17 protein-coding genes are annotated in these 17,558 nt (G+C 70.6%); 10 read left to right on the forward strand and 7 right to left on the reverse strand.

Annotated features, from left to right (window positions below):
- The first annotated feature begins 23 nt into the window (after positions 1–23).
- Positions 24–1,025, forward strand: coding sequence for an NAD(P)/FAD-dependent oxidoreductase (locus Q0Q23_RS03220; RefSeq protein WP_295119210.1), 1,002 nt, complete (start codon positions 24–26; stop codon positions 1,023–1,025).
- Between the two features lie 92 nt (positions 1,026–1,117).
- On the opposite strand, the gene Q0Q23_RS03225 is transcribed toward Q0Q23_RS03220, so the two are convergent.
- A complete protein-coding gene (locus Q0Q23_RS03225; RefSeq protein WP_295119212.1) occupies positions 1,118–1,906 on the reverse strand; it encodes an SDR family NAD(P)-dependent oxidoreductase in 789 nt (262 codons plus the stop codon).
- 128 nt (positions 1,907–2,034) lie between these two features.
- On the opposite strand from Q0Q23_RS03225, the gene Q0Q23_RS03230 reads away from it, so the two are divergent.
- The 7 genes from Q0Q23_RS03230 (at position 2,035) to Q0Q23_RS03260 (ending at position 9,919) form a co-directional block, all read left to right on the forward strand.
- Positions 2,035–3,216, forward strand: a complete 1,182-nt coding sequence (locus Q0Q23_RS03230) for an ROK family transcriptional regulator (RefSeq protein WP_295119214.1) — start codon at positions 2,035–2,037, stop codon at positions 3,214–3,216.
- A 97-nt stretch (positions 3,217–3,313) separates the two neighbouring features.
- A complete protein-coding gene (locus Q0Q23_RS03235; RefSeq protein ID WP_295119216.1) occupies positions 3,314–4,663 on the forward strand; it encodes an extracellular solute-binding protein in 1,350 nt (449 codons plus the stop codon).
- A 128-nt stretch (positions 4,664–4,791) separates the two neighbouring features.
- Positions 4,792–5,748 carry a carbohydrate ABC transporter permease gene (locus tag Q0Q23_RS03240; protein WP_295119218.1) on the forward strand — a complete coding sequence of 319 codons (957 nt, stop codon included), beginning with the start codon at positions 4,792–4,794 and terminating at the stop codon, positions 5,746–5,748.
- 68 nt (positions 5,749–5,816) lie between these two features.
- Positions 5,817–6,632, forward strand: coding sequence for a carbohydrate ABC transporter permease (locus tag Q0Q23_RS03245; RefSeq protein WP_295119547.1), 816 nt, complete (start codon positions 5,817–5,819; stop codon positions 6,630–6,632).
- Positions 6,633–6,637: 5 nt separating this feature from the next.
- On the forward strand, positions 6,638–8,242 hold the full coding sequence (gene nagZ / locus Q0Q23_RS03250) for a beta-N-acetylhexosaminidase (protein ID WP_295119220.1): 1,605 nt from the start codon (positions 6,638–6,640) through the stop codon (positions 8,240–8,242).
- Positions 8,239–9,141, forward strand: coding sequence for an ROK family protein (locus Q0Q23_RS03255; RefSeq protein WP_295119223.1), 903 nt, complete (start codon positions 8,239–8,241; stop codon positions 9,139–9,141). Before nagZ ends, Q0Q23_RS03255 begins: the two co-directional genes overlap by 4 nt.
- Positions 9,134–9,919, forward strand: a complete 786-nt coding sequence (locus Q0Q23_RS03260) for a glucosamine-6-phosphate deaminase (RefSeq protein WP_295119226.1) — start codon at positions 9,134–9,136, stop codon at positions 9,917–9,919. Before Q0Q23_RS03255 ends, Q0Q23_RS03260 begins: the two co-directional genes overlap by 8 nt.
- A gap of 237 nt (positions 9,920–10,156) precedes the next feature.
- Here the strand turns inward: Q0Q23_RS03260 and nagA (Q0Q23_RS03265) are convergent, their stop codons facing one another.
- The 3 genes from nagA (Q0Q23_RS03265) to purU are packed head-to-tail and all read right to left on the reverse strand — an operon-like array spanning position 10,157 to position 12,623.
- Positions 10,157–11,308, reverse strand: a complete 1,152-nt coding sequence (gene nagA / locus Q0Q23_RS03265) for an N-acetylglucosamine-6-phosphate deacetylase (RefSeq protein ID WP_295119228.1) — start codon at positions 11,306–11,308, stop codon at positions 10,157–10,159.
- Positions 11,305–11,682 (reverse strand): YrdB family protein, encoded by a 378-nt coding sequence (locus tag Q0Q23_RS03270; protein WP_295119231.1) that lies wholly within the window; start codon positions 11,680–11,682, stop codon positions 11,305–11,307. Before Q0Q23_RS03270 ends, nagA (Q0Q23_RS03265) begins: the two co-directional genes overlap by 4 nt.
- A 23-nt stretch (positions 11,683–11,705) precedes the next feature.
- Positions 11,706–12,623: a formyltetrahydrofolate deformylase gene (purU, locus tag Q0Q23_RS03275; protein ID WP_295119234.1), complete on the reverse strand. Its 918-nt coding sequence runs from the start codon at positions 12,621–12,623 to the stop codon at positions 11,706–11,708.
- A 70-nt stretch (positions 12,624–12,693) separates the two neighbouring features.
- Here purU and Q0Q23_RS03280 point away from each other — a divergent pair, with 70 nt between their 5' ends.
- Positions 12,694–14,163, forward strand: coding sequence for a cytosine permease (locus Q0Q23_RS03280; RefSeq protein ID WP_295119237.1), 1,470 nt, complete (start codon positions 12,694–12,696; stop codon positions 14,161–14,163).
- Positions 14,160–14,744, forward strand: coding sequence for a cysteine hydrolase family protein (locus tag Q0Q23_RS03285; RefSeq protein ID WP_295119240.1), 585 nt, complete (start codon positions 14,160–14,162; stop codon positions 14,742–14,744). Before Q0Q23_RS03280 ends, Q0Q23_RS03285 begins: the two co-directional genes overlap by 4 nt.
- Here Q0Q23_RS03285 and nagA (Q0Q23_RS03290) read toward each other — a convergent pair.
- From nagA (Q0Q23_RS03290) to Q0Q23_RS03300, 3 genes are read right to left on the reverse strand one after another with little or no spacing between them, the layout of a single operon-like run.
- Complete coding sequence (nagA, locus tag Q0Q23_RS03290; RefSeq protein ID WP_295119243.1) at positions 14,727–15,887, reverse strand: N-acetylglucosamine-6-phosphate deacetylase; 1,161 nt, start codon at positions 15,885–15,887, stop codon at positions 14,727–14,729. The two genes, Q0Q23_RS03285 and nagA (Q0Q23_RS03290), sit on opposite strands and share 18 nt — an antisense overlap.
- A gap of 10 nt (positions 15,888–15,897) precedes the next feature.
- Complete coding sequence (locus Q0Q23_RS03295; protein ID WP_295119245.1) at positions 15,898–16,683, reverse strand: DeoR/GlpR family DNA-binding transcription regulator; 786 nt, start codon at positions 16,681–16,683, stop codon at positions 15,898–15,900.
- Entirely contained in the window at positions 16,680–17,552 is an 873-nt protein-coding gene (locus Q0Q23_RS03300) for a class II fructose-bisphosphate aldolase (protein WP_295119248.1), read from the reverse strand. The genes Q0Q23_RS03295 and Q0Q23_RS03300 overlap by 4 nt, the downstream gene beginning before the upstream one ends.
- Positions 17,553–17,558: the final 6 nt, after the last annotated feature.

Genomic DNA, 17,558 nt, shown 5'->3' on the forward strand with positions numbered 1-17,558 from the left:
TGGCAGGCACCGAGTCTGGAGTCATGGACGACTTCGATGTGATCGTGATCGGCGGCGGCGCGGCCGGGCTCAGCGCCGGACTCATGCTGGCTCGTGCCCGCGTCTCCGTGCTGGTGGTGGACGCGGGTGCCCCGCGGAACGCGCCGGCGGGGGAGGTGCACGGACTGTTCGGCCGTGACGGCACGCCTCCCGGCGAACTGCTCGCACACGGCCGCGAGGAGGTCCGCGGCTACGGCGGCAGAATCTGCTCCGGTACCGTGACCGACGCCCGCCCGGGCAGCACCGGTGACGGCACCGGCACCGGCTTCGTGGTGACCGTGGACGGGCATCGGTGCTTCACTGCGCGCCGGATCGTCGTGGCCACCGGACTCGTCGACGACCTGCCTGACATCCCGGGCCTCCGCGAGCGCTGGGGCGCCGAGGTCGTGCACTGCCCGTTCTGCCACGGCTGGGAGGTGCGCGACACTGCGATCGCCGTGCTCGCGCTGAACGCCCGGGCGACGCACCAGGCCCTGCTGTTCCATCAGTGGAGCCCGGACGTCACGGTGTTCGTGAACGATCAGCCGGGTGTAGCCGAGGAGGTCGCCGCGCACGGCATCCGCGTCGTCGAGGGTCCGGTCGCCGCCGTGGAGCTGCGAGACCGACGCGTAGCGGGCATCCGCCTCGCCGACGGCGACGTGCACGAGGTCGAGACCGTGGTCATCGCTCCGCGCTCGCGCATCGTCGCCCCGTTCCTCGACGGTCTCGGCCTCGCGCCCGTCGAGCACCCAGCGGGCATCGGCGAATACCTGCCGGCCGACGCGCAGGGGCGAACCGGGGTTCCGGGTGTCTGGGCTGCCGGCAACGTGACCGATCCGTCGGCGCAGGTCGGTGGGGCCGCCGCCGCCGCAGCCCTCGTCGCAGCACAGCTCGCGATGGAGTTCGCGCTCGAGAAGGTGGCGCAGGCGGAGACCTCGACCGGCTCGCGGGGCCGAGCTCCGCGCGTTCTGTCACCGTCGCCCAGGGTTTCGGCTCGCTCGGCCTGAAGGCCTCGGTGCTCAGCGCGCCCGATGGCGGCGTCCGCGCCGCGGTCTTCCGACGTTCGCGACGAATCGCGAGACCCGTGGCAGGACTCGGCTCAGCGCGCCGTCCAGCCGCCGTCGATCGCCAGGGTCTGGCCGGTGATGAGTGAGGCCGCGGGCGACGCCAGGAAGGCGACCGCGCCCGACACCTCGGCTGGCACGCCGATGCGGTGGAGCGCCGCGATGCGCTCGATCGTGTCGGCGCGGAACGCGGCGTCGGAGAGCGCTTCGGACGTCCCGTCCGTCGCGATGAACGTCGGCGCGACCGCGTTCACGCGGATGCCGTAGCCGCCCCACTCGACGGCCAGGCACCGGGTGAGGTGGACGACCGCGGCCTTGGCCGTGCAATATGACGACTCGAGCGGGAGGGCGACGAGGCCGGCCTGGGAGGCGATGTTCACGATGGCACCGCCGCCGCTCGCCCGCATGCTCTTCGCGAGGTGCTGCGACAGGAAGAAGGTCGAGCGGGTGTTCAGCCGCCAGACGTGATCGAAGTCGTCCTCCGTCACCTCCAGCGCCGGCGCGTTGATGCCGCCTCCCGCGTTGTTGACGAGGATGTCGATCGGCCCCAGCTGGGCCGTCACCGCATCGATCGCGGTTCGGCAGGAGTCCAGGTCGAGCACGTCCAGGTGGATGGCCTGTGCTGTGACGCCGAAGGCATTCAGCTCCTCGACCAGGGCTGCGGAGCCCTCCGGGTCGCGGACGCCGAGCACGACATCGGCCCCCTGCCCCGCCAGTTCGAGGGCGATCTCGCGACCGAGGCCGCGGCTGGCCGCGGTCACGAGTGCGCGTGAGCCGGTGAGGGCGAACGGAGTGCGGGTGGCAGGGGAGGGCGAAGCAGTCATGCTCTGGGGTGTCGTCCGTCCCGGCCCGAATCGGAAACCCCCGGCCGGCGAGCCGTTGGTCGCGTCCCTGTGTAACGAGTTCGTTTCGCCGCTTGCGTTTCATTTGTTCGTAAGCTTTACTAACAAACATGACCACGATGGATGTGCGGGGAGGCAACGGCGGGCTCGGTCCCGGCCGGGCGCTCCGGCCGCGCGCCAAGGTCCTCCCGGAACACGCGCGCAGCCACAACCGGTCGCTCGTCCTGCAGACGCTCTACCGTTCCGGGCGGCTGAGCCGCGCCGACATCGCCCGCGAGACCGGCCTCACCCGGGTCACCGTATCCGACCTGGTCGCGGAACTCCTGAGCGAAGGCCTCGTGATCGAGCTCGGCCAGCGGGAGGCTGCCCGCCCGGGCAAGCCCGCCGTGCTGCTGGACATCAACCGCACGGCGCACCAGATCATCGGCGTCGACCTGAGCGACCACGACCGGTTCCGCGGCGCCGTGATGGACCTCGACGGCGAGCTGCTGCACTCCGCCGAGGTCCCGCTGGAGGACGGAGCCGGCCGCGCGGCGACCGGGGACGACGCGCTCGCGAAGGTCGTCGAGCTGGTCCGCCACCTCGTCGACAGCGCGACGGCCCCCATCCTCGGCATCGGAGTCGGCTCGCCCGGCGTCGTCGACCTCACCGGCACCATCCTCACCGCGCCGAACCTCGGCTGGACGGGCGTGCCGTTGCAACAGGACCTCCACCGCCTCACCGGACTGCCGGTCGTGGTCGCCAACGACGCGAACGCCGCAGCGCTCGCCGAGCACAGCTATGGCGGCGCCACCGGCGACATGATGCTCATCCGGGTCGGCCACGGCATCGGCGCCGGCCTGATCATCGCCGGAGCCCTCGTCTACGGGAGCCACTTCGCGGCGGGCGAGATCGGCCAGGTGATGGTCGGCACGGATCTCGGCCTCGACGCCACCTACAACCGCGACCAGGTGCTCGAGCACTGGCTCAGCGTGCCCCAGCTGCGCCGCGGCATCCACGCGGCCGAGGAAGCCGGCGACGACACGACGCCCGTCCTCCGCGAGGCCGGCAGCCGCCTGGGGATCGCACTGGCCCCCGTCGTCGGCGCCCTGAACCTGTCGGAACTCGTGCTGAGCGGGCCGACGGACCTCCTCGATGGCCCTCTCGCCGAGGCGACCATCCACACGCTCCGGAACCGCACGATGGCGGAGAACCACGCCGATCTCGCGGTCCGGATGACCACGCAGGGGCAGGACATCGTCCTGCGCGGCGCGGCCGTACTCGTCCTGTCCGGACAACTCGGGGTCTCGTAGCACAGCACCGCGATCCACGACCCCTGCACCGACGGTGTGACGCAACCGCCCACACTGACCCACCCAAGAAAGCCCGAACACAATGAAGGGAACAGCAATGAAGAGAAAGCTCGTCGGCCTCGCCGCTGTGGCTACGGCTTCCGCTCTCGTGCTCGCCGGATGCGCCTCAGGTGGAGGCCAGGCTCCGAGCACGGACGGGAAGGGCAAGACGATCACGCTGTGGCTCGTCGGCTCCGACACTCCTGACGCGCTGCGGACCTACCTGAAGACGGAGTTCAACAAGGAGACCGGCGCGACGCTCAAGATCGAGCAGCAGGACTGGGGAGACATCGTCACGAAGCTGACGACCTCGCTGCCCGACGCGAACAACACCCCCGACGTGACGGAGATGGGCAACACGCAGTCCCCGACCTTCACGAACGTGGGCGCGTTCCTCGACATCTCGGACATGTACAAGGACCTCGGCGGCGACAAGCTGCTGCAGTCGTTCGTCGACGCCGGGAAGGTCGACGGCAAGAACTACACGCTGCCGTACTACTTCGGCTCGCGCTACATGTTCTACCGCAAGGACGTCTACAGCGCGGCCGGTGCAACGGTGCCGACCACACTCGACCAGTTCAACAGCACCGTCGCCGACATCACGGCCAAGAACCCGAAGGGGATCCCGAACTTCTCCGGCTTCTTCCTCGGCGGTCAGGACTGGCGCGACGGCATCTCCTGGATCTTCGCGAACGGCGGCGACATCGCCAAGAAGGAGGGCTCCAAGTGGGTCGCCACCCTCGACTCGCCGGAGTCGCAGAAGGGCCTCCAGCAGCTGCAGGACATCTACAAGAACGCGTCCAAGGCCCCGAACGATGCCAAGGACTCGAACCAGTACATCTACCTGAACGACACCGACCAGACGGTGGACGCCAACGGCAACAAGACGGGTGACACCTCGCTCGCCGCCGCCACCATCATGGCTCCGGGCTGGGCGCACTGGTCGATCGGCGACCTGTCCACCAAGGACGGCAAGGCGGTCCGCACCTGGAACGACAACACCTTCGGCACGTACGTGCTGCCGGGCAACGACGGCAAGCCGGCGCCGGTCTTCGCCGGCGGCTCCAACATCGGCATCTCGGCCAAGTCCAAGAACCCGGGTCTGGCCAAGACGCTGCTGAAGATCATCTTCAGCAAGGAGTACCAGGAGCTGCTGGGCAAGAACGGGCTCGGCCCGGCGAACTCCGACTACGTGTCCTCGCTCGGCGACGACCAGTTCGCGAAGGCGCTCATCGAGTCGGCCTCCAACTCGAAGCTGACCCCGGCCGCTCCGGGCTGGGCGTCCGTCGAGGCGGCGAACGTGATGGAGGAGTTCTTCTCCAAGATCCGCGACTCGTCCGACCTGAAGGGTCTCGCCCAGCAGTACGACACGAAGATCGACGCTCTTCTCAACGTGAAGAACGGCTGATCGGCTCCACCTAGCAGTACCGAGCGGGGCGAGGGCGCGGAAGCAGCACCACCCTTCCGCGCCCTCGCTCCTGCCCGCAGACTCTTCCCAGAACCCGGCTTTCCCTACACCCCGGAAGGAGGACCGCCGTGACCACCACCAGCGAAACCGTGACCGCCTCGTCCACCGCGAGCGCACCCCGACCGATCGCTCCCCGCAAGCGCAAGGGCCGCATCACGCCGTACGCCCTGCTGCTGCCGGCCATCCTCATCCTGCTGCTCGCGCTCGGCTACCCGATCGTCTGGCAGCTCATCACGTCGATGCAGCACTTCGGGCTCGCCCAGCAGTTCGGCCGGCCCGCGCCGTTCGTCTGGTTCGACAACTACGTCACCCTGTTCTCCGATCCCTATATGTGGGTCGTGGTCGGGCGCTCGATCGTCTTCTGCCTGGTCACCGCCGCCGTCACGGTCGTGATTGGGGTCGGTCTCGCCCTGCTGATGACCGGCATCTCGCGGTTCCCCCGCATCTTCCTGCAGATCACGCTGCTGCTCGCCTGGGCCATGCCCGTCGTCGCCGCCATGACCGTCTGGAACTGGTTGTTCGATTGGCGCCGCGGCGTCATCAACAGCGTGCTGACGTCGTGGGGGCTGGACTTCCAGAACCACAACTGGCTGCAGAACCCGCTCTCGTTCTTCTTCGTGGCCGGTGTCATCGTGACCTGGATGAGCGTGCCGTTCGTCGCGTTCTCCGTCTACGCCGGACTCACCCAGGTGTCGTCCGAGGTGCTGGAGGCCGCCCAGATGGACGGGGCGAAGGGCCTCCAGCGGCTGCGCTACATCATCCTGCCGATGATCCGTCCGGTGCTCGGCATCGTGCTGCTGCTCCAGATCATCTGGGACCTGCGGGTCTTCACCCAGATCAAGCTGCTGCAGGACAAGGGCTCCATCGCCAGCGAGACCAACCTGCTCGGAACCTACATCTATCAGCTCGGCGTCGGCTCCAGCGACTTCGCGATGGCGAGCGCCGTCTCGGTGTTCGTGCTCGTTCTGACCGTCGCCCTCAGCTGGTTCTACGTCCGCCACCTGCTCAAGGAGGACCAGTCGTGACCACCGTCACCTCGGCGACCACCGTCGCCGCCGACCGCAAGCTCAAGCAGCGGGTCCGTCCCGGCCGCATCCTCCTCGGCGTCCTCGCCGTCGTGCTCGGGCTGATCTGGGTCTTCCCGGTGTACTGGATGCTCAACTCGTCGCTGCTGCCGAACGTGGTGCTGCAGAGCTCGACACCCACCTGGCTGCCGTTCGGCGGCTCGTTCGACAACTTCACCGCCGTCATCCAGGGCGGGACGTTCTTCCCCGCGCTCGGGATGAGCCTGGTGGTCGCTCTCGTCACCGTCGTGTTCTGCCTCGGGTTCGCCTTCCTGGCGGCGCTCGCGATCAGCCGGTTCAGGTTCCGCGGCCGCACGTCGTTCGTGCTCGCGGTCCTCCTCATCCAGATGCTCCCCGCCGAGGGGCTGTTCATCGCCCAGTACAAGCTGATGGGGTCCCTCGGCCTCCTCAACACGGTCGTCGGAGTCAGCATCATCTACATCGCGGCGGTCGTGCCGTTCACCATCTGGATGCTGCGCGGCTTCGTCGCGGGCATCCCCGCCGACCTCGAAGAGGCCGCGATGGTCGACGGGCTCAGTCGCACGCAGGCGTTCCTGCGCATCACCTTCCCCCTGCTCGCCCCGGGCCTGGTCGCTTCGGGCGTCTACGCCTTCCTCCAGGCGTGGAACGAGTTCACGGTCGCGCTGGTCATCCTGCAGGAGAACAGCAGCCAGACCCTGCCGCTCTGGTTGCGCGGCTTCATCCAGCAGTCGGCGTCGCGCGCGACGGACTGGGGCCAGGTGATGGCGGCATCCACTCTCGTCGCCGTGCCTGTCATCATCTTCTTCCTCATCGTGCAGGGGCGGATGACCAGCGGCCTGGTCAGCGGGGCGGTCAAGGGGTGAGCGGGATGTCGGTCACCCGCTCCGACGCGATCGCAACGCCCACCCCGACCGACACCGCGCTCCGCCGCCGCATCGCGGCGACCCTCCTTCCCGGCTTCGTGGGCACGACGCTGCCCGCCTGGCTGGAGGCGAGGCTGCGCGACGGTCTGGGCGGGGTGTGCCTGTTCGGGCAGAACGTGGAGTCGGCCGCGCAGCTGCGCGCCCTCACGGACGCCGTCTACGCCGCCAACCCGAACGCGATCGTCGCGATCGACGAAGAGGGCGGGGATGTCACCCGGCTCTACTACGACAGCGGCTCGCCCTTCCCCGGCAACGCCGTTCTCGGCCGTCTCGGCGACGAGTCGTACACCGAGGCGGTCGCCCGGCGCGTCGGCGAGGAGCTCAACGCCGTCGGCGTGAACCTCGACCTCGCCCCCGACGTCGACATCAACTCGAACGCGGACAACCCCGTCATCGGCGTGCGCAGCTTCGGCTCCTCGCCCGAGACGGTGGCCGCTCAGGGCGCCGCGTGGACGCGAGGACTGCAATCGGCCGGCGTCGCCGTCTGCGCCAAGCACTTCCCGGGACACGGCGACACGGCTCAGGACTCCCACCTGGAGCTGCCCGAGGTCGACCTCACGGCCGATCAGCTGCGCGAGCGCGAACTGCTTCCGTTCCGTGCCGTGGTGGAGGCCGGGGCGCGGACCGTCATGACCTCGCACATCCTGCTGCCGCGCATCGACCCCGACCTCCCGGCCACCTTCAGCCCTGCGGTCGTCGAGGGCATGCTGCGCGGCGAGCTCGGCTTCACGGGCGTCGTCGTCACCGACGCGCTCGACATGCACGGAGCGAGCGGCGAGCGCGGCATCCCCGAGGCCGCCGTGCTCGCGCTCGCCGCCGGCTGCGATCTGCTGTGCATCGGAACGGAGAACACCGACGCGCAGCTCACCGAGATCGAGGACGCGATCGCCGCGGCGATCGTCGGCGGCCGGCTCACGGCGGAGCGCGTCGAGGAAGCCGCAGGCCGGGTCCTCGCGCTGGCTGAGGGCGTGCGCGTCGACGCCGCTGCATACGCGGCAGAGCCGCGGCCGGCAGGCCCCCGGGGACTCGCGGGCGACATCGACGACGAGGATGTGCGCCGCGCGCTCGATGCCTTCGACATCTCCGGGTACGCGTGGGCGTGGTTGAGAGAACATCACGGCCACTACTCGATCGTGCGCGTCGACACGGTCGCCAACATCGCCATCGGCCAGGCGCCCTGGGGGCCGTTCGCCGAGGTGGCGGCGGGTTCGACGCACGAGGGCGCCGGTGAGGGGACGGACTCCCGGTTCGCCGCCGGCCCGCTGGTGGTGTTCACCGAAGGCGACCACCCCGACCTGGTGCTCGCGGCCTCCGCGCCCGTGCTGGTCGTGGGCAAGGACAACCATCGCCACGCCTTCGCGCGCGCGGCGATCGACCGCCTGCGGTCGGAGCGCGACAGCGCGCTCGTCGTCGACATGGGCTGGCCCAGCGACGACCGCGCCTACGCGGACATCGCGACCTTCGGGGCCTCACGCCTCATCGGGCGAGCGCTCATCGAACTCCTCGACCGTGATCTTGGTGCAGATGCGGATGCGGGGGAGTCTCCGTGAGGCTCGGCATCGACATCGGCGGCACCAAGACCGACGCCGTGGCCGTCGACGACCGCGGAGCGCTCGCCCAACGGGTGCGTCTCGCGACGGGCTTCGGGCACGTGGCCGTCGTCGAGACCGCTGTCACCGCCGTCGCCCGCATCGGCGAGCTCACCGGGCTGGCGGCCGGCGGCTTCTCGTCGATCGGCATCGGCATCCCGGGGATGGTCGACAACGACTCGGGACAGGTCGCGCACGCCGTCAACCTCGGCGTGGAGAGCCTCGCGCTGGGCGGCGAGCTGGCCGGGAGGCTGGGCGTCGGCGTGCGGGTGGAGAACGACGTGAAGGCGGCAGCGCTCGGAGCGTTCCACGTGCTGGGGCTGGCCGGGTCGATGGCCTACCTCAACCTCGGCACGGGGATGGCCGCCGGCATCGTCGTCGACGGCCGGCTCTGGCGCGGCGCGACCGGCGTCGCCGGCGAGATCGGCCACCTTCCCGTCGACCCCGCCGGTGCGCTCTGCCGGTGCGGGCAGCGCGGGTGCCTGGAGACCATGGCGAGCGGCTCGGGCATCGCCCGGCAATGGCGCACCGACGACCCGCTGCCCGCGCGCGCACTGTTCGCCGCAGCGGCCGACGGAGACCCGGACGCCCGCGCGATCGCCGCTAGGCTGGCTCAGGGCATCGCCGCAGCGGTGCGGGTCCTCGTGCTGACGGTGGACGTCGACACCGTGGTGATCGGCGGCGGCCTCCGGCATCTCGGGGACCGGCTGCTCAGCGATGTCCACGAGGTGCTCGACGGCTGGGCGCGGACGTCCCCGTTCCTCGCGTCGCTCGCGCTGTCCCGGCGTGTGCGCCTCGTCCCCGAAGGAACCCCAGTGGCAGCGCTCGGTGCGGCGCTCGTAGGAGGATGTGATGGCTGAAGTCGTCGTCGTGGCGGACAAGGAGGCGGCGGGGGAACTCGCTGCCGAGTCGATCCACCGGCTGATCGCCGCCAAACCCGACGCAGTGCTCGGGTTGGCGACCGGGTCCACCCCGCTGCCCGTCTACCGGGCGCTGGCCCGGCGGATCGGCGAATCCGGCCTCGACGTCTCGCACGTCCGCGGTTACGCGCTCGACGAGTACGTCGGCCTGCCCGCGGGGCACCCGGAGTCCTACCGCGCGGTCATCACCCGGGAGGTCGTGGAGCCGCTCGGGCTCACCCCGTCGCTCATCCACACCCCGAACGGCGCCCGCGAGACGATCGAGCACGCCGGCACCGACTACGAGAAGGCGATCGCCGAGTCCGGCGGTGTCGACGTGCAGATCCTCGGCATCGGCACCGACGGCCACATCGGCTTCAACGAGCCCGGCTCCTCGTTCGCGTCGGTGACCCGGGTCAAGACCCTCACCGAGCAGACCCGGCGCGACAACGCCCGGTTCTTCGACAGCGAAGACGACGTGCCCATGCACTGCATCACCCAAGGCCTCTCCACCATCCTCCGGGCGCGGCACCTGCTGCTGCTCGCGTTCGGCGAGGGCAAGGCGGAGGCGCTCGCCGGTGCCGTGGAAGGGCCGGTGTCGGCCTCCAACCCCGGCTCGGCCATCCAGCTGCACCCGCACGTCACCGTCCTCGTCGACGAAGCCGCCGCCTCCCGGCTGCGCAACATCGACTACTACCGGTACGCCTACGACCACAAACCGGCCTGGCAGCAGCTCTAGCCGGGCTGGGCCGCACCAGGCCCCGCGGCGAACGGAGGAGATCCGGCCAGCCCGGCCGCCGATCTCCTCCGCACGCTGCTTTTCGACCGCGCACCGGCCTGGAAATCCTCCGTTACCGACCCCGGCGGCGAACGGAGGAGATCCCGTGCGACACGCCCGGGAACGGCAACCAACGGAGGAGATGGCGGGCTTCGGAAGGTGGGAAACCTCCGTTGCCCGCGCGACCGGGCGGCGCCGCTAGAGCAGGTGGCCGTCGGCCAGCACGCGCTGCACGCGCCACTCGTGGTCGAGCAGCACCGCGTCCGCGGCGAAGCCGGTGCCGAGCCGGCCGAAACGGTGGCCTTCGCCGAGCGCCTGCGCCGGGGTGTGCGTGAGCGCGGTGACGGCGGTCACGGGGTCGATGCCGACGAGGCTGATCGCGTTGCGGAGGGCCACGTCCTGCGTGAGGGTCGAGCCGGCGATCGTCGTGGTGCCGGAGAGCACCGCGAGCCCGTCGCGCACGCTGACGTTCAGGCCGCCCAGCCGGTAGTCGCCGTCCGAGGCGCCCGCCGCGGCCATCGCGTCGGTGACCAGCGCGACCCGGCTCGGAGCCTCCCGGAACAGCAGCCCCGCCACCGACGGGTGCACGTGCAGGCCGTCGAGGATGAGCTCGAGCGTGACCTCCGGGTTCTCGATGGCGGCCATCACCGGCCCGGGAGCGCGGTGGTGGATGCCGTTCATCGCGTTGAACGCGTGCACCAGGAGGCGCGCGCCGACCTCGAAAGCCCGGCGGGTCTGCTCGTAGTCGGCTGCCGTGTGCCCGACGCCGACCACCACGCCGGCCTCGATGAAGACGCCGATGGCCTCCAGGGCGTTCGGCAGCTCCGGCGCGATCGTGGCCGTGCGCAGCGTGCCGCGCGCCGCCCCGATCAGCTCCTCCACCATCTCGGGCCCGGGCTCGCGCAAGAAGGCGTCGTCGTGCGCTCCCCGGCGCTCGCGGGCGAGGAAAGGACCCTCCAGGTGCGAGCCGAGCACCATCGGGTCGACGGCGGCGAGGTCGGCGACCACGCCGAGGCTCTCTCGGAGCGAGGCGAGCGGATTGGCGACGTGCGAGACGAGTGCGCGCGTCGTGCCGTGTGCGCGGTGCGTGGCGAGCGCCGCGAGCATCTCCTCGGGGCCGTCGTCGTAGGGGTGCCCGCCGCCGCCGTGGCAGTGCAGGTCGATGAAACCGGGCGTCAGCCAGTGGCCGCCCGCGTCGATGACCTCCACGCCGGGCGCGCGTGCGGCTTCGTGCCACCCGGTTCCGGACCCGGTCGCCTGGATGCGGTCGCCGTCGACCGCCATCCAGAACTCGTCGACCAGTCCGCTCGCATCCACTTTGCGGGCGTCATGGACGACGACGCCGCTCATGCGAACTCGCGCCGTCCGTTGATGACGCCGCTCACCGTGGCCACCACGGCGAACACCAGCGCGACGATCGGCTGCCCCAGACTCCACCAGGCGAACGCCGCAGACCCCATGACGACGAGCTCGACGACCGCCTTGACGAACGCGTCGACGTGCAGAACGGCCTTCGGCGACCGGAACAGCGCCCAGAGCAGGATGGCGAGCGCGGGAGCGGCGATGCCGACCACGATGTTCCACGGCAGCGGCCAGGCGACGAAGCCCCAGATGCCGAGCGAGACGATCGCGAAGATCTCCAGCAGGAAGCGCAGGATGTCGTTGGCCCGCAGGGCGACGGGGCGCTCTGCATTGGGGGTGCTCGGGTCGTGCGTGGGGGTCACCGGACCAGTGTAGCCGCGCGGTCTCAGCGGAAGATGATCGTGCGCGCTCCGTCGAGAAGCACGCGGTCCTCCGCGAACCATTTGACCGCCTGGGTGAGCGTTCGGCTCTCCTCGTCCTGGCCGATCGCGACCAGCTCGGACACACTGCGCGAGTGATCGACCCGCACCACGTTCTGCTCGATGATCGGCCCCTCGTCGAGGTCGCTCGTGACGAAGTGCGCGGTCGCCCCGATCAGCTTCACACCGCGGGCATGCGCCTGCCGGTACGGGTTGGCGCCCTTGAAACCGGGCAGGAACGAGTGGTGGATGTTGATCGCCCGCCCGGCGAGCTTCTCGCACAGCTCGGGGGAGAGGATCTGCATGTAGCGGGCGAGCACGACCAGTTCGATGTCGTGCTCCTCGACGGCCTCCAGGATGCGCGCCTCGAAGGCGGCCTTCGACGCGGGATCGGTGACGGGCCGCGACTCGAACGGCACCCCGTAGAACCCGGCCAGGTCGCGCAGGGTGCCGTGGTTCGAGAGCACGAGCGGGATCTCGACGGGCAGCTGGCCGGCGCGCTGCCGGAACAGCAGGTCGTTGAGGCAGTGCGCGGCGGTGGAGGCCAGGACGAGGGTGCGCAGCGGCCGGCCGACGTTGTCGACGTTGTGCGTCATCCCGAATCGCTCGACCACGGGGGCGAGGGCGCGCTCGAACTCGGCACGGTCGGCCTCGGACTCGACCTGCAGCCGCATGAAGAACCGGCCGGTGTCGGTGCTCGCGAACTGCTGGCTCTCGGTGATGTTGCCCCGCGCGGCCACGATCGCGCCCGACACGGCGTGCACGATCCCGGGCTGATCCGCGCAGCTGAAGGTCAGCACCCAATGGTTCGCAGTGCCGGTGGCGCTGGAAGGGCCGGTGGCGCTGGAAGGTCCGGTGGAGCTGGAAGGGCCGGTGGAATCCATCCGTCCAGGGTAGCGGGCCGCGCTGGGGCACTCGGTTGACGCCACGTGGCCGGTGCACTTGGATCGGTTCATGACGAGCGGTGAAGACCGGCCCGACCGCGTCGGCGGTGCGGCGACGGCGTTCGGTGTGGAGCTCAACGGGCTCAACACCATCCACGAGAGCGAGCGCCGCGGGCGGGCGCGCGACCTGTTCTGGCCGTGGTTCGGCGCGAACGTCTCGGTGTTCGGGCTCAGCTACGGGTCGTTCCTGCTCGGTTTCGGGATCTCGTTCTGGCAGGCCACGCTCGTGGGCGTCGTCGGCATCGTCGCCTCGTTCCTGCTCTGCGGTGTGATCGCCCTCGCGGGCAAGCGCGGCTCGGCGCCCACGATGGTCCTGAGCCGGGCGGTGTTCGGGGTGGAGGGCAATCGCGTCCCTTCCGCACTGTCGTGGCTCCTCACCGTGGGCTGGGAGACCGTTCTCGCGGCGCTCGCCGTGCTCGCGACCGCGACGGTGTTCACCCGGCTGGGCTGGGAGGGCGGCACGGCGACGAAGGTCGTCGCGCTGATCGTCGTCGTGGCGCTGGTCGTGGCCGGCGGTGTGATCGGCTTCCACCTCATCATGCGCATGCAGGTCGTGATCACCATCGTCACCGGGGTGCTCACCGTGTTCTACATCGCCTTGGTCCTCGGTCACATCGACCTCGGCGCCGTGGGCGCGCCGCCGGCCGGCGATGCGCCGCACGTGGTCGGCGGCTTCGTGTTCATGCTGACCGGCTTCGGGCTCGGCTGGGTGAACGCCGCCGCGGACTACTCCCGGTACCTGCCGCGCTCCACGCGCAGCGGCGGCGTCGTCGGCTGGACCACGTTCGGGTCGTCGCTCGCGCCCGTGCTCCTGCTGATCTTCGGGATCCTGCTCGCCGGGTCGTCCGAGTCGCTCTCGAAGGCGATCGCGGCCGACCCGATCGGTGCCCTGGCCTCGCTGCTGCCGACGTGGTTCCTGGTGCCGTTCGTGATCGTGGCGGTGCTCGGCCTGGTCGGCGGGGCCGTGCTCGACATCTACTCCTCCGGGCTCGCGCTCCTCAGCGTCGGCGTGCGGGTGCCGCGGTTCGTGGCGGCCGGGATCGACGGCGTGATCATGACGGCGGGCGCGATCTACGTGGTGTTCTTCGCGAGCGACTTCCTCGGTCCGTTCCAGGGCTTCCTCATCACCCTGGGAGTGCCGATCGCCGCGTGGTGCGGCGTCTTCGTCGCCGATGTCGCGCTGCGCAGGCGCGACTACGCCGAGGCCGAGCTCTACGATCGCCGCGGCCGATACGGATCGGTGCGCTGGCTCCCGATCGCGCTGATCGCGGTGGGGACGGCGGTCGGCTGGGGCCTGGTCACGAACGGCGCGGCCGCATGGCTGAGCTGGCAGGGCTACCTGCTCGGTCCGCTCGGTCTCGGCGGGACGACGGGGGACTGGGCGTATGCGAACCTCGGGGTGCTCGTCTCCTTGGTGATCGGGTTCCTCGGGATCGTGGTGTTCGGCCGGGCGACGATCCGCCGCCAGGAGGAGCGTTGACCGGGCAGGCGCTCGTCGTCGTCGACATGCAGCAGGTCTTCGGCGACCCGGCGAGCCCCTGGTTCACGCCCCGGTTCAGTGAAGCGGAGGCCGTGATCGCCGGACTGCTCCCGGCCTTCGGGTCTCGAGCGGTGTTCACCCGGTTCGTCGCCCCCGAGCGACCCGAGGGTGCGTGGGAGCGGTACTACGAGCAGTGGCCGTTCGCCCTCGTGCCCGCGGACGACCCCCTCTACGACCAGGTGCTCGCGTTCCGCGACACCGGACATCCGGTCGTGACGCTCCCGACCTTCGGCAAGTGGGGGCCGGCGCTGCAGGAGGCGATCGGCGACGCCGACGAACTCGTCCTGACCGGCGTCTCGACCGACTGCTGCGTGCTGTCGACGGCGGTCGCGGCGGCGGACGCGGGTCTGCGGGTTCTCGTGGTCGCCGATGGCTGCGCGGGGATCACCGACGCGGATCATCGGCGCGCACTCGACGTCATGGCGTTGTACGCGCCGTTGATCGAGATCGTGAGTAGCTCCGAGGTGGCCGGTCGGCGCGCTCAGCGGGGGAGCGTCGACCGCTCAGCGCGGGACGGGTGAGCCTCCCGACCACACCTGCAGCACGTGGAGGTCGTCGTCCAGCAGGACGGCATCGGCCGCGTAGCCGGGAGCGAGGCGACCGAGATCCGCGGCCCGCCCGACGGCGGCGGCGGGTGTCTCGGTGAGGGCCAGCACGGCCTCCTCGATCGTCACACCGACCTCCTGCACGGCCCGGCGCAGCGCGTCGTCCTGCGTGAGCGTGGAGCCCGCGATCGAGCCGCCGTCGGCGAGCCGGGCGACTCCGCCGCGCACCTGGACGCGCAGGGCGCCCAGAAGGTAGTCGCCGTCCGACTCCCCGGCCGCCGCCATGGCGTCCGTGATCAGCGCGACCCGGCCGGGAGCCGAAGCGAACGCCATCCGCACCACCTCCGGGTGCACGTGGATGCCGTCGTTGATGACCTCGACGGTCACGCCGGGCGTGTGCGTCGCGGCCGCGACCGGGCCGGGCGCACGGTGGTGGATTCCGTCCATGCCGTTGAAGGCATGAGTCAGGATCGTCGCCCCGGCGTCGAAGGCCGCGCGTGTCTGCTCGTAGTCGGCGCCGGTGTGGCCGATCGCGACCGCCACGCCTGCGTCGGCGAACGCGCGGACAGCCTCCATGCCACCGGGCAGCTCCGGGGCGATGGTGACCTGACGGAGCGTGCCCCTGGCCGAGTCGAGCAGCAGTTCGATGTCCGCCGCCGTCGCGGACCGGAGCAGAGCCGGATCGTGCGCGCCCTTGTGGGCGACGTCGAGGAACGGGCCTTCGAGATGCGAGCCGAGCACCCGCGGGTCCTCCGCGGCGAGAGCGGCGACGACGCCGACGCGTTCGGCGAGCTCGGGCAGCGTCGCGGTGACGAGCGACAGGACGGACCGCGTCGTGCCGTGCCGTCGGTGGACGGCGAGCGCGGTGCGGATCGCGTCGGCTCCGTCGTCGAAGGCGGCGCCGCCCCCGCCATGACCGTGGATGTCGATGAAGCCGGGAGTGAGCCATCCGCCGTCGGCATCCGTCACGACGGCCTCCGGTGCGCCGGCGACGGCGGCCATCCAGTCGTCACCCGTTCCCACCGCGCCGACCCGGTCGCCGTCGAACAGCACCCAGGCGTTATGCACGATGCGGCCATCGCTGACGAGACGGGCGGAATGGATCACATGCACGGTCATCCTCTCCAACCTACGCGACGATGACCTCGACACCCTGTTCGGCGAAGGCCGCGCGCTGGTCCGCCGTGATGCCGTCGTCGGTGATCAACGTGGTCAGGATCGTCGGGCCGCCCAGCGTCGCGAAGGCCTTCCGGCCGATCTTGCTCGAGTCCGCGACGACGACGGCGCGCGTGGCCCTGCGCGCCATCAGCGAGTTCACGCTCGCCTCGCCTTCGTCGTGCACGGTCGCCCCGACGACGGGGTCGATGCCGTTGACGCCGATGAAGGCGATGTCCATCGTGATCTTCTCCAGCACGACATCGCTGTAAGGGCCGACGAGTTCGTACGAACGCGCGTGCACGACGCCGCCGGTCACCACCGTCTTGATCTGCGGGCGCATCACGAGCTGCGCCGCGATGTTGATCGCGTTGGTGACGACGGTGAGATTGGGATGCGGCGAGGGCTCCATGAGGTCGGGTCGTGAGCCCAGCACGCTCGCCACCGCGGTGCTGGTCGTGCCGCCGCACAGGCCGACGACCGACCCCCGTGGCACGAGAGCGCTCGCAGCCTGGGCGATCCGCAGCTTCTCCGGCGCGTGCTGCTCGCGCTTGTAGCGGATCGGCAGGTCGTAGGCCACCGATTGCCCCACGGCGCCGCCCCTGGTGCGCGTCAGCAGCTGCTGCGACGCGAGAGCGTCCAGGTCGCGCCGCGCGGTCGCCGCGGACACGTCGAGCTTCGCGACGATGTCGTCGACCTCGATCTGACCCGTCTCCGCGAGGAGATCGAGGACCGCGTTGAGGCGTTCCGCTCTGTTCATGGGTGTGCCGTCTCCGTTTCGTCCGGCGTGCGCGTCGCGACGTCGAACAAGGTCAGCAGCCGTGCCGCCTCCGCCGCAACGGCGGCGCGTCCCTCACGCAGGTAACGGCGCGAGTCGACCACGTCCGGATTCGCGTCGAGGTAGGCGCGGATCGCGTTCGTGAAGAACCGGTTGAGGTGGGTGGAGACGTTGACCTTGGTGATGCCGGAGCGGATCGCCGCCTCGATCGTCTCATCCGCGACGCCCGAGGAGCCGTGCAGGACGAGCGGAACCGGTACGGCGTGTCGCAGCGACGCGATCAGTCCGAGGTCGAGCCGGGCCGTGCGCTCGGTCATGGCGTGCGAGCTGCCGACGGCGACCGCCAGCGCGTCGACGCCGGTCTCCGCGACGAATCGGCGCGCCTCGTCCGGGTCGGTGCGCACACCGGGAGCGTGGGCGCCGTCCTTGCCGCCGATCTCGCCGAGCTCCGCCTCGACGGAGACATCGTTGGCGTGCGCGTACTCCACCACGCGGACGGTGGCCTCCACATTGGCGTCGTACGGCAGCGTCGAGCCGTCGAACATGACGGAACCGAAGCCCAGGTCGATCGCCCGCCGGGTCAGCTGCTCGTCCTCCGCGTGGTCGAGGTGCACGGCGACGTGCGCCGACGACTCCGAAGCGAGGGCCAGCGCTCCCTGCGCGATGGGTTCGAGCGCGCCGTGATACCGCACGCAGTTCTGCGAGATCTGCAGGATGACCGGGCGCCGTGCTTCCTCGGCGGCTGCGACGAGCGCTTCCGCGGTCTCGAGATGGATCACGTTGAAGGCTGCGACACCGGTGCGCGCCGTCACGGCGCCGTGCAGGAGGTCGAGAGTCGGAACGAGGGGCATGGGGAT

Origin of the sequence: uncultured Leifsonia sp., assembly GCF_945957465.1 — a bacterium.
Lineage (GTDB): Bacteria > Actinomycetota > Actinomycetes > Actinomycetales > Microbacteriaceae > Leifsonia.

What these genes read in the sequence shown, in the direction of transcription:
- Q0Q23_RS03260 (WP_295119226.1), top strand. Translation starts at nt 9,134, where the DNA reads ATGGCTGAAGTCGTCGTCGTGGCGGACAAGGAGGCGGCGGGGGAACTC.
- nagA (WP_295119228.1), bottom strand. Translation starts at nt 11,308, where the DNA reads ATGAGCGGCGTCGTCGTCCATGACGCCCGCAAAGTGGATGCGAGCGGA.
- Q0Q23_RS03225 (WP_295119212.1), bottom strand. Translation starts at nt 1,906, where the DNA reads ATGACTGCTTCGCCCTCCCCTGCCACCCGCACTCCGTTCGCCCTCACC.
- Q0Q23_RS03295 (WP_295119245.1), bottom strand. Translation starts at nt 16,683, where the DNA reads ATGAACAGAGCGGAACGCCTCAACGCGGTCCTCGATCTCCTCGCGGAG.
- nagA (WP_295119243.1), bottom strand. Translation starts at nt 15,887, where the DNA reads ATGACCGTGCATGTGATCCATTCCGCCCGTCTCGTCAGCGATGGCCGC.
- Q0Q23_RS03235 (WP_295119216.1), top strand. Translation starts at nt 3,314, where the DNA reads ATGAAGAGAAAGCTCGTCGGCCTCGCCGCTGTGGCTACGGCTTCCGCT.
- purU (WP_295119234.1), bottom strand. Translation starts at nt 12,623, where the DNA reads ATGGATTCCACCGGCCCTTCCAGCTCCACCGGACCTTCCAGCGCCACC.
- Q0Q23_RS03300 (WP_295119248.1), bottom strand. Translation starts at nt 17,552, where the DNA reads ATGCCCCTCGTTCCGACTCTCGACCTCCTGCACGGCGCCGTGACGGCG.
- Q0Q23_RS03230 (WP_295119214.1), top strand. Translation starts at nt 2,035, where the DNA reads ATGACCACGATGGATGTGCGGGGAGGCAACGGCGGGCTCGGTCCCGGC.
- Q0Q23_RS03280 (WP_295119237.1), top strand. Translation starts at nt 12,694, where the DNA reads ATGACGAGCGGTGAAGACCGGCCCGACCGCGTCGGCGGTGCGGCGACG.
- Q0Q23_RS03220 (WP_295119210.1), top strand. Translation starts at nt 24, where the DNA reads ATGGACGACTTCGATGTGATCGTGATCGGCGGCGGCGCGGCCGGGCTC.
- nagZ (WP_295119220.1), top strand. Translation starts at nt 6,638, where the DNA reads ATGTCGGTCACCCGCTCCGACGCGATCGCAACGCCCACCCCGACCGAC.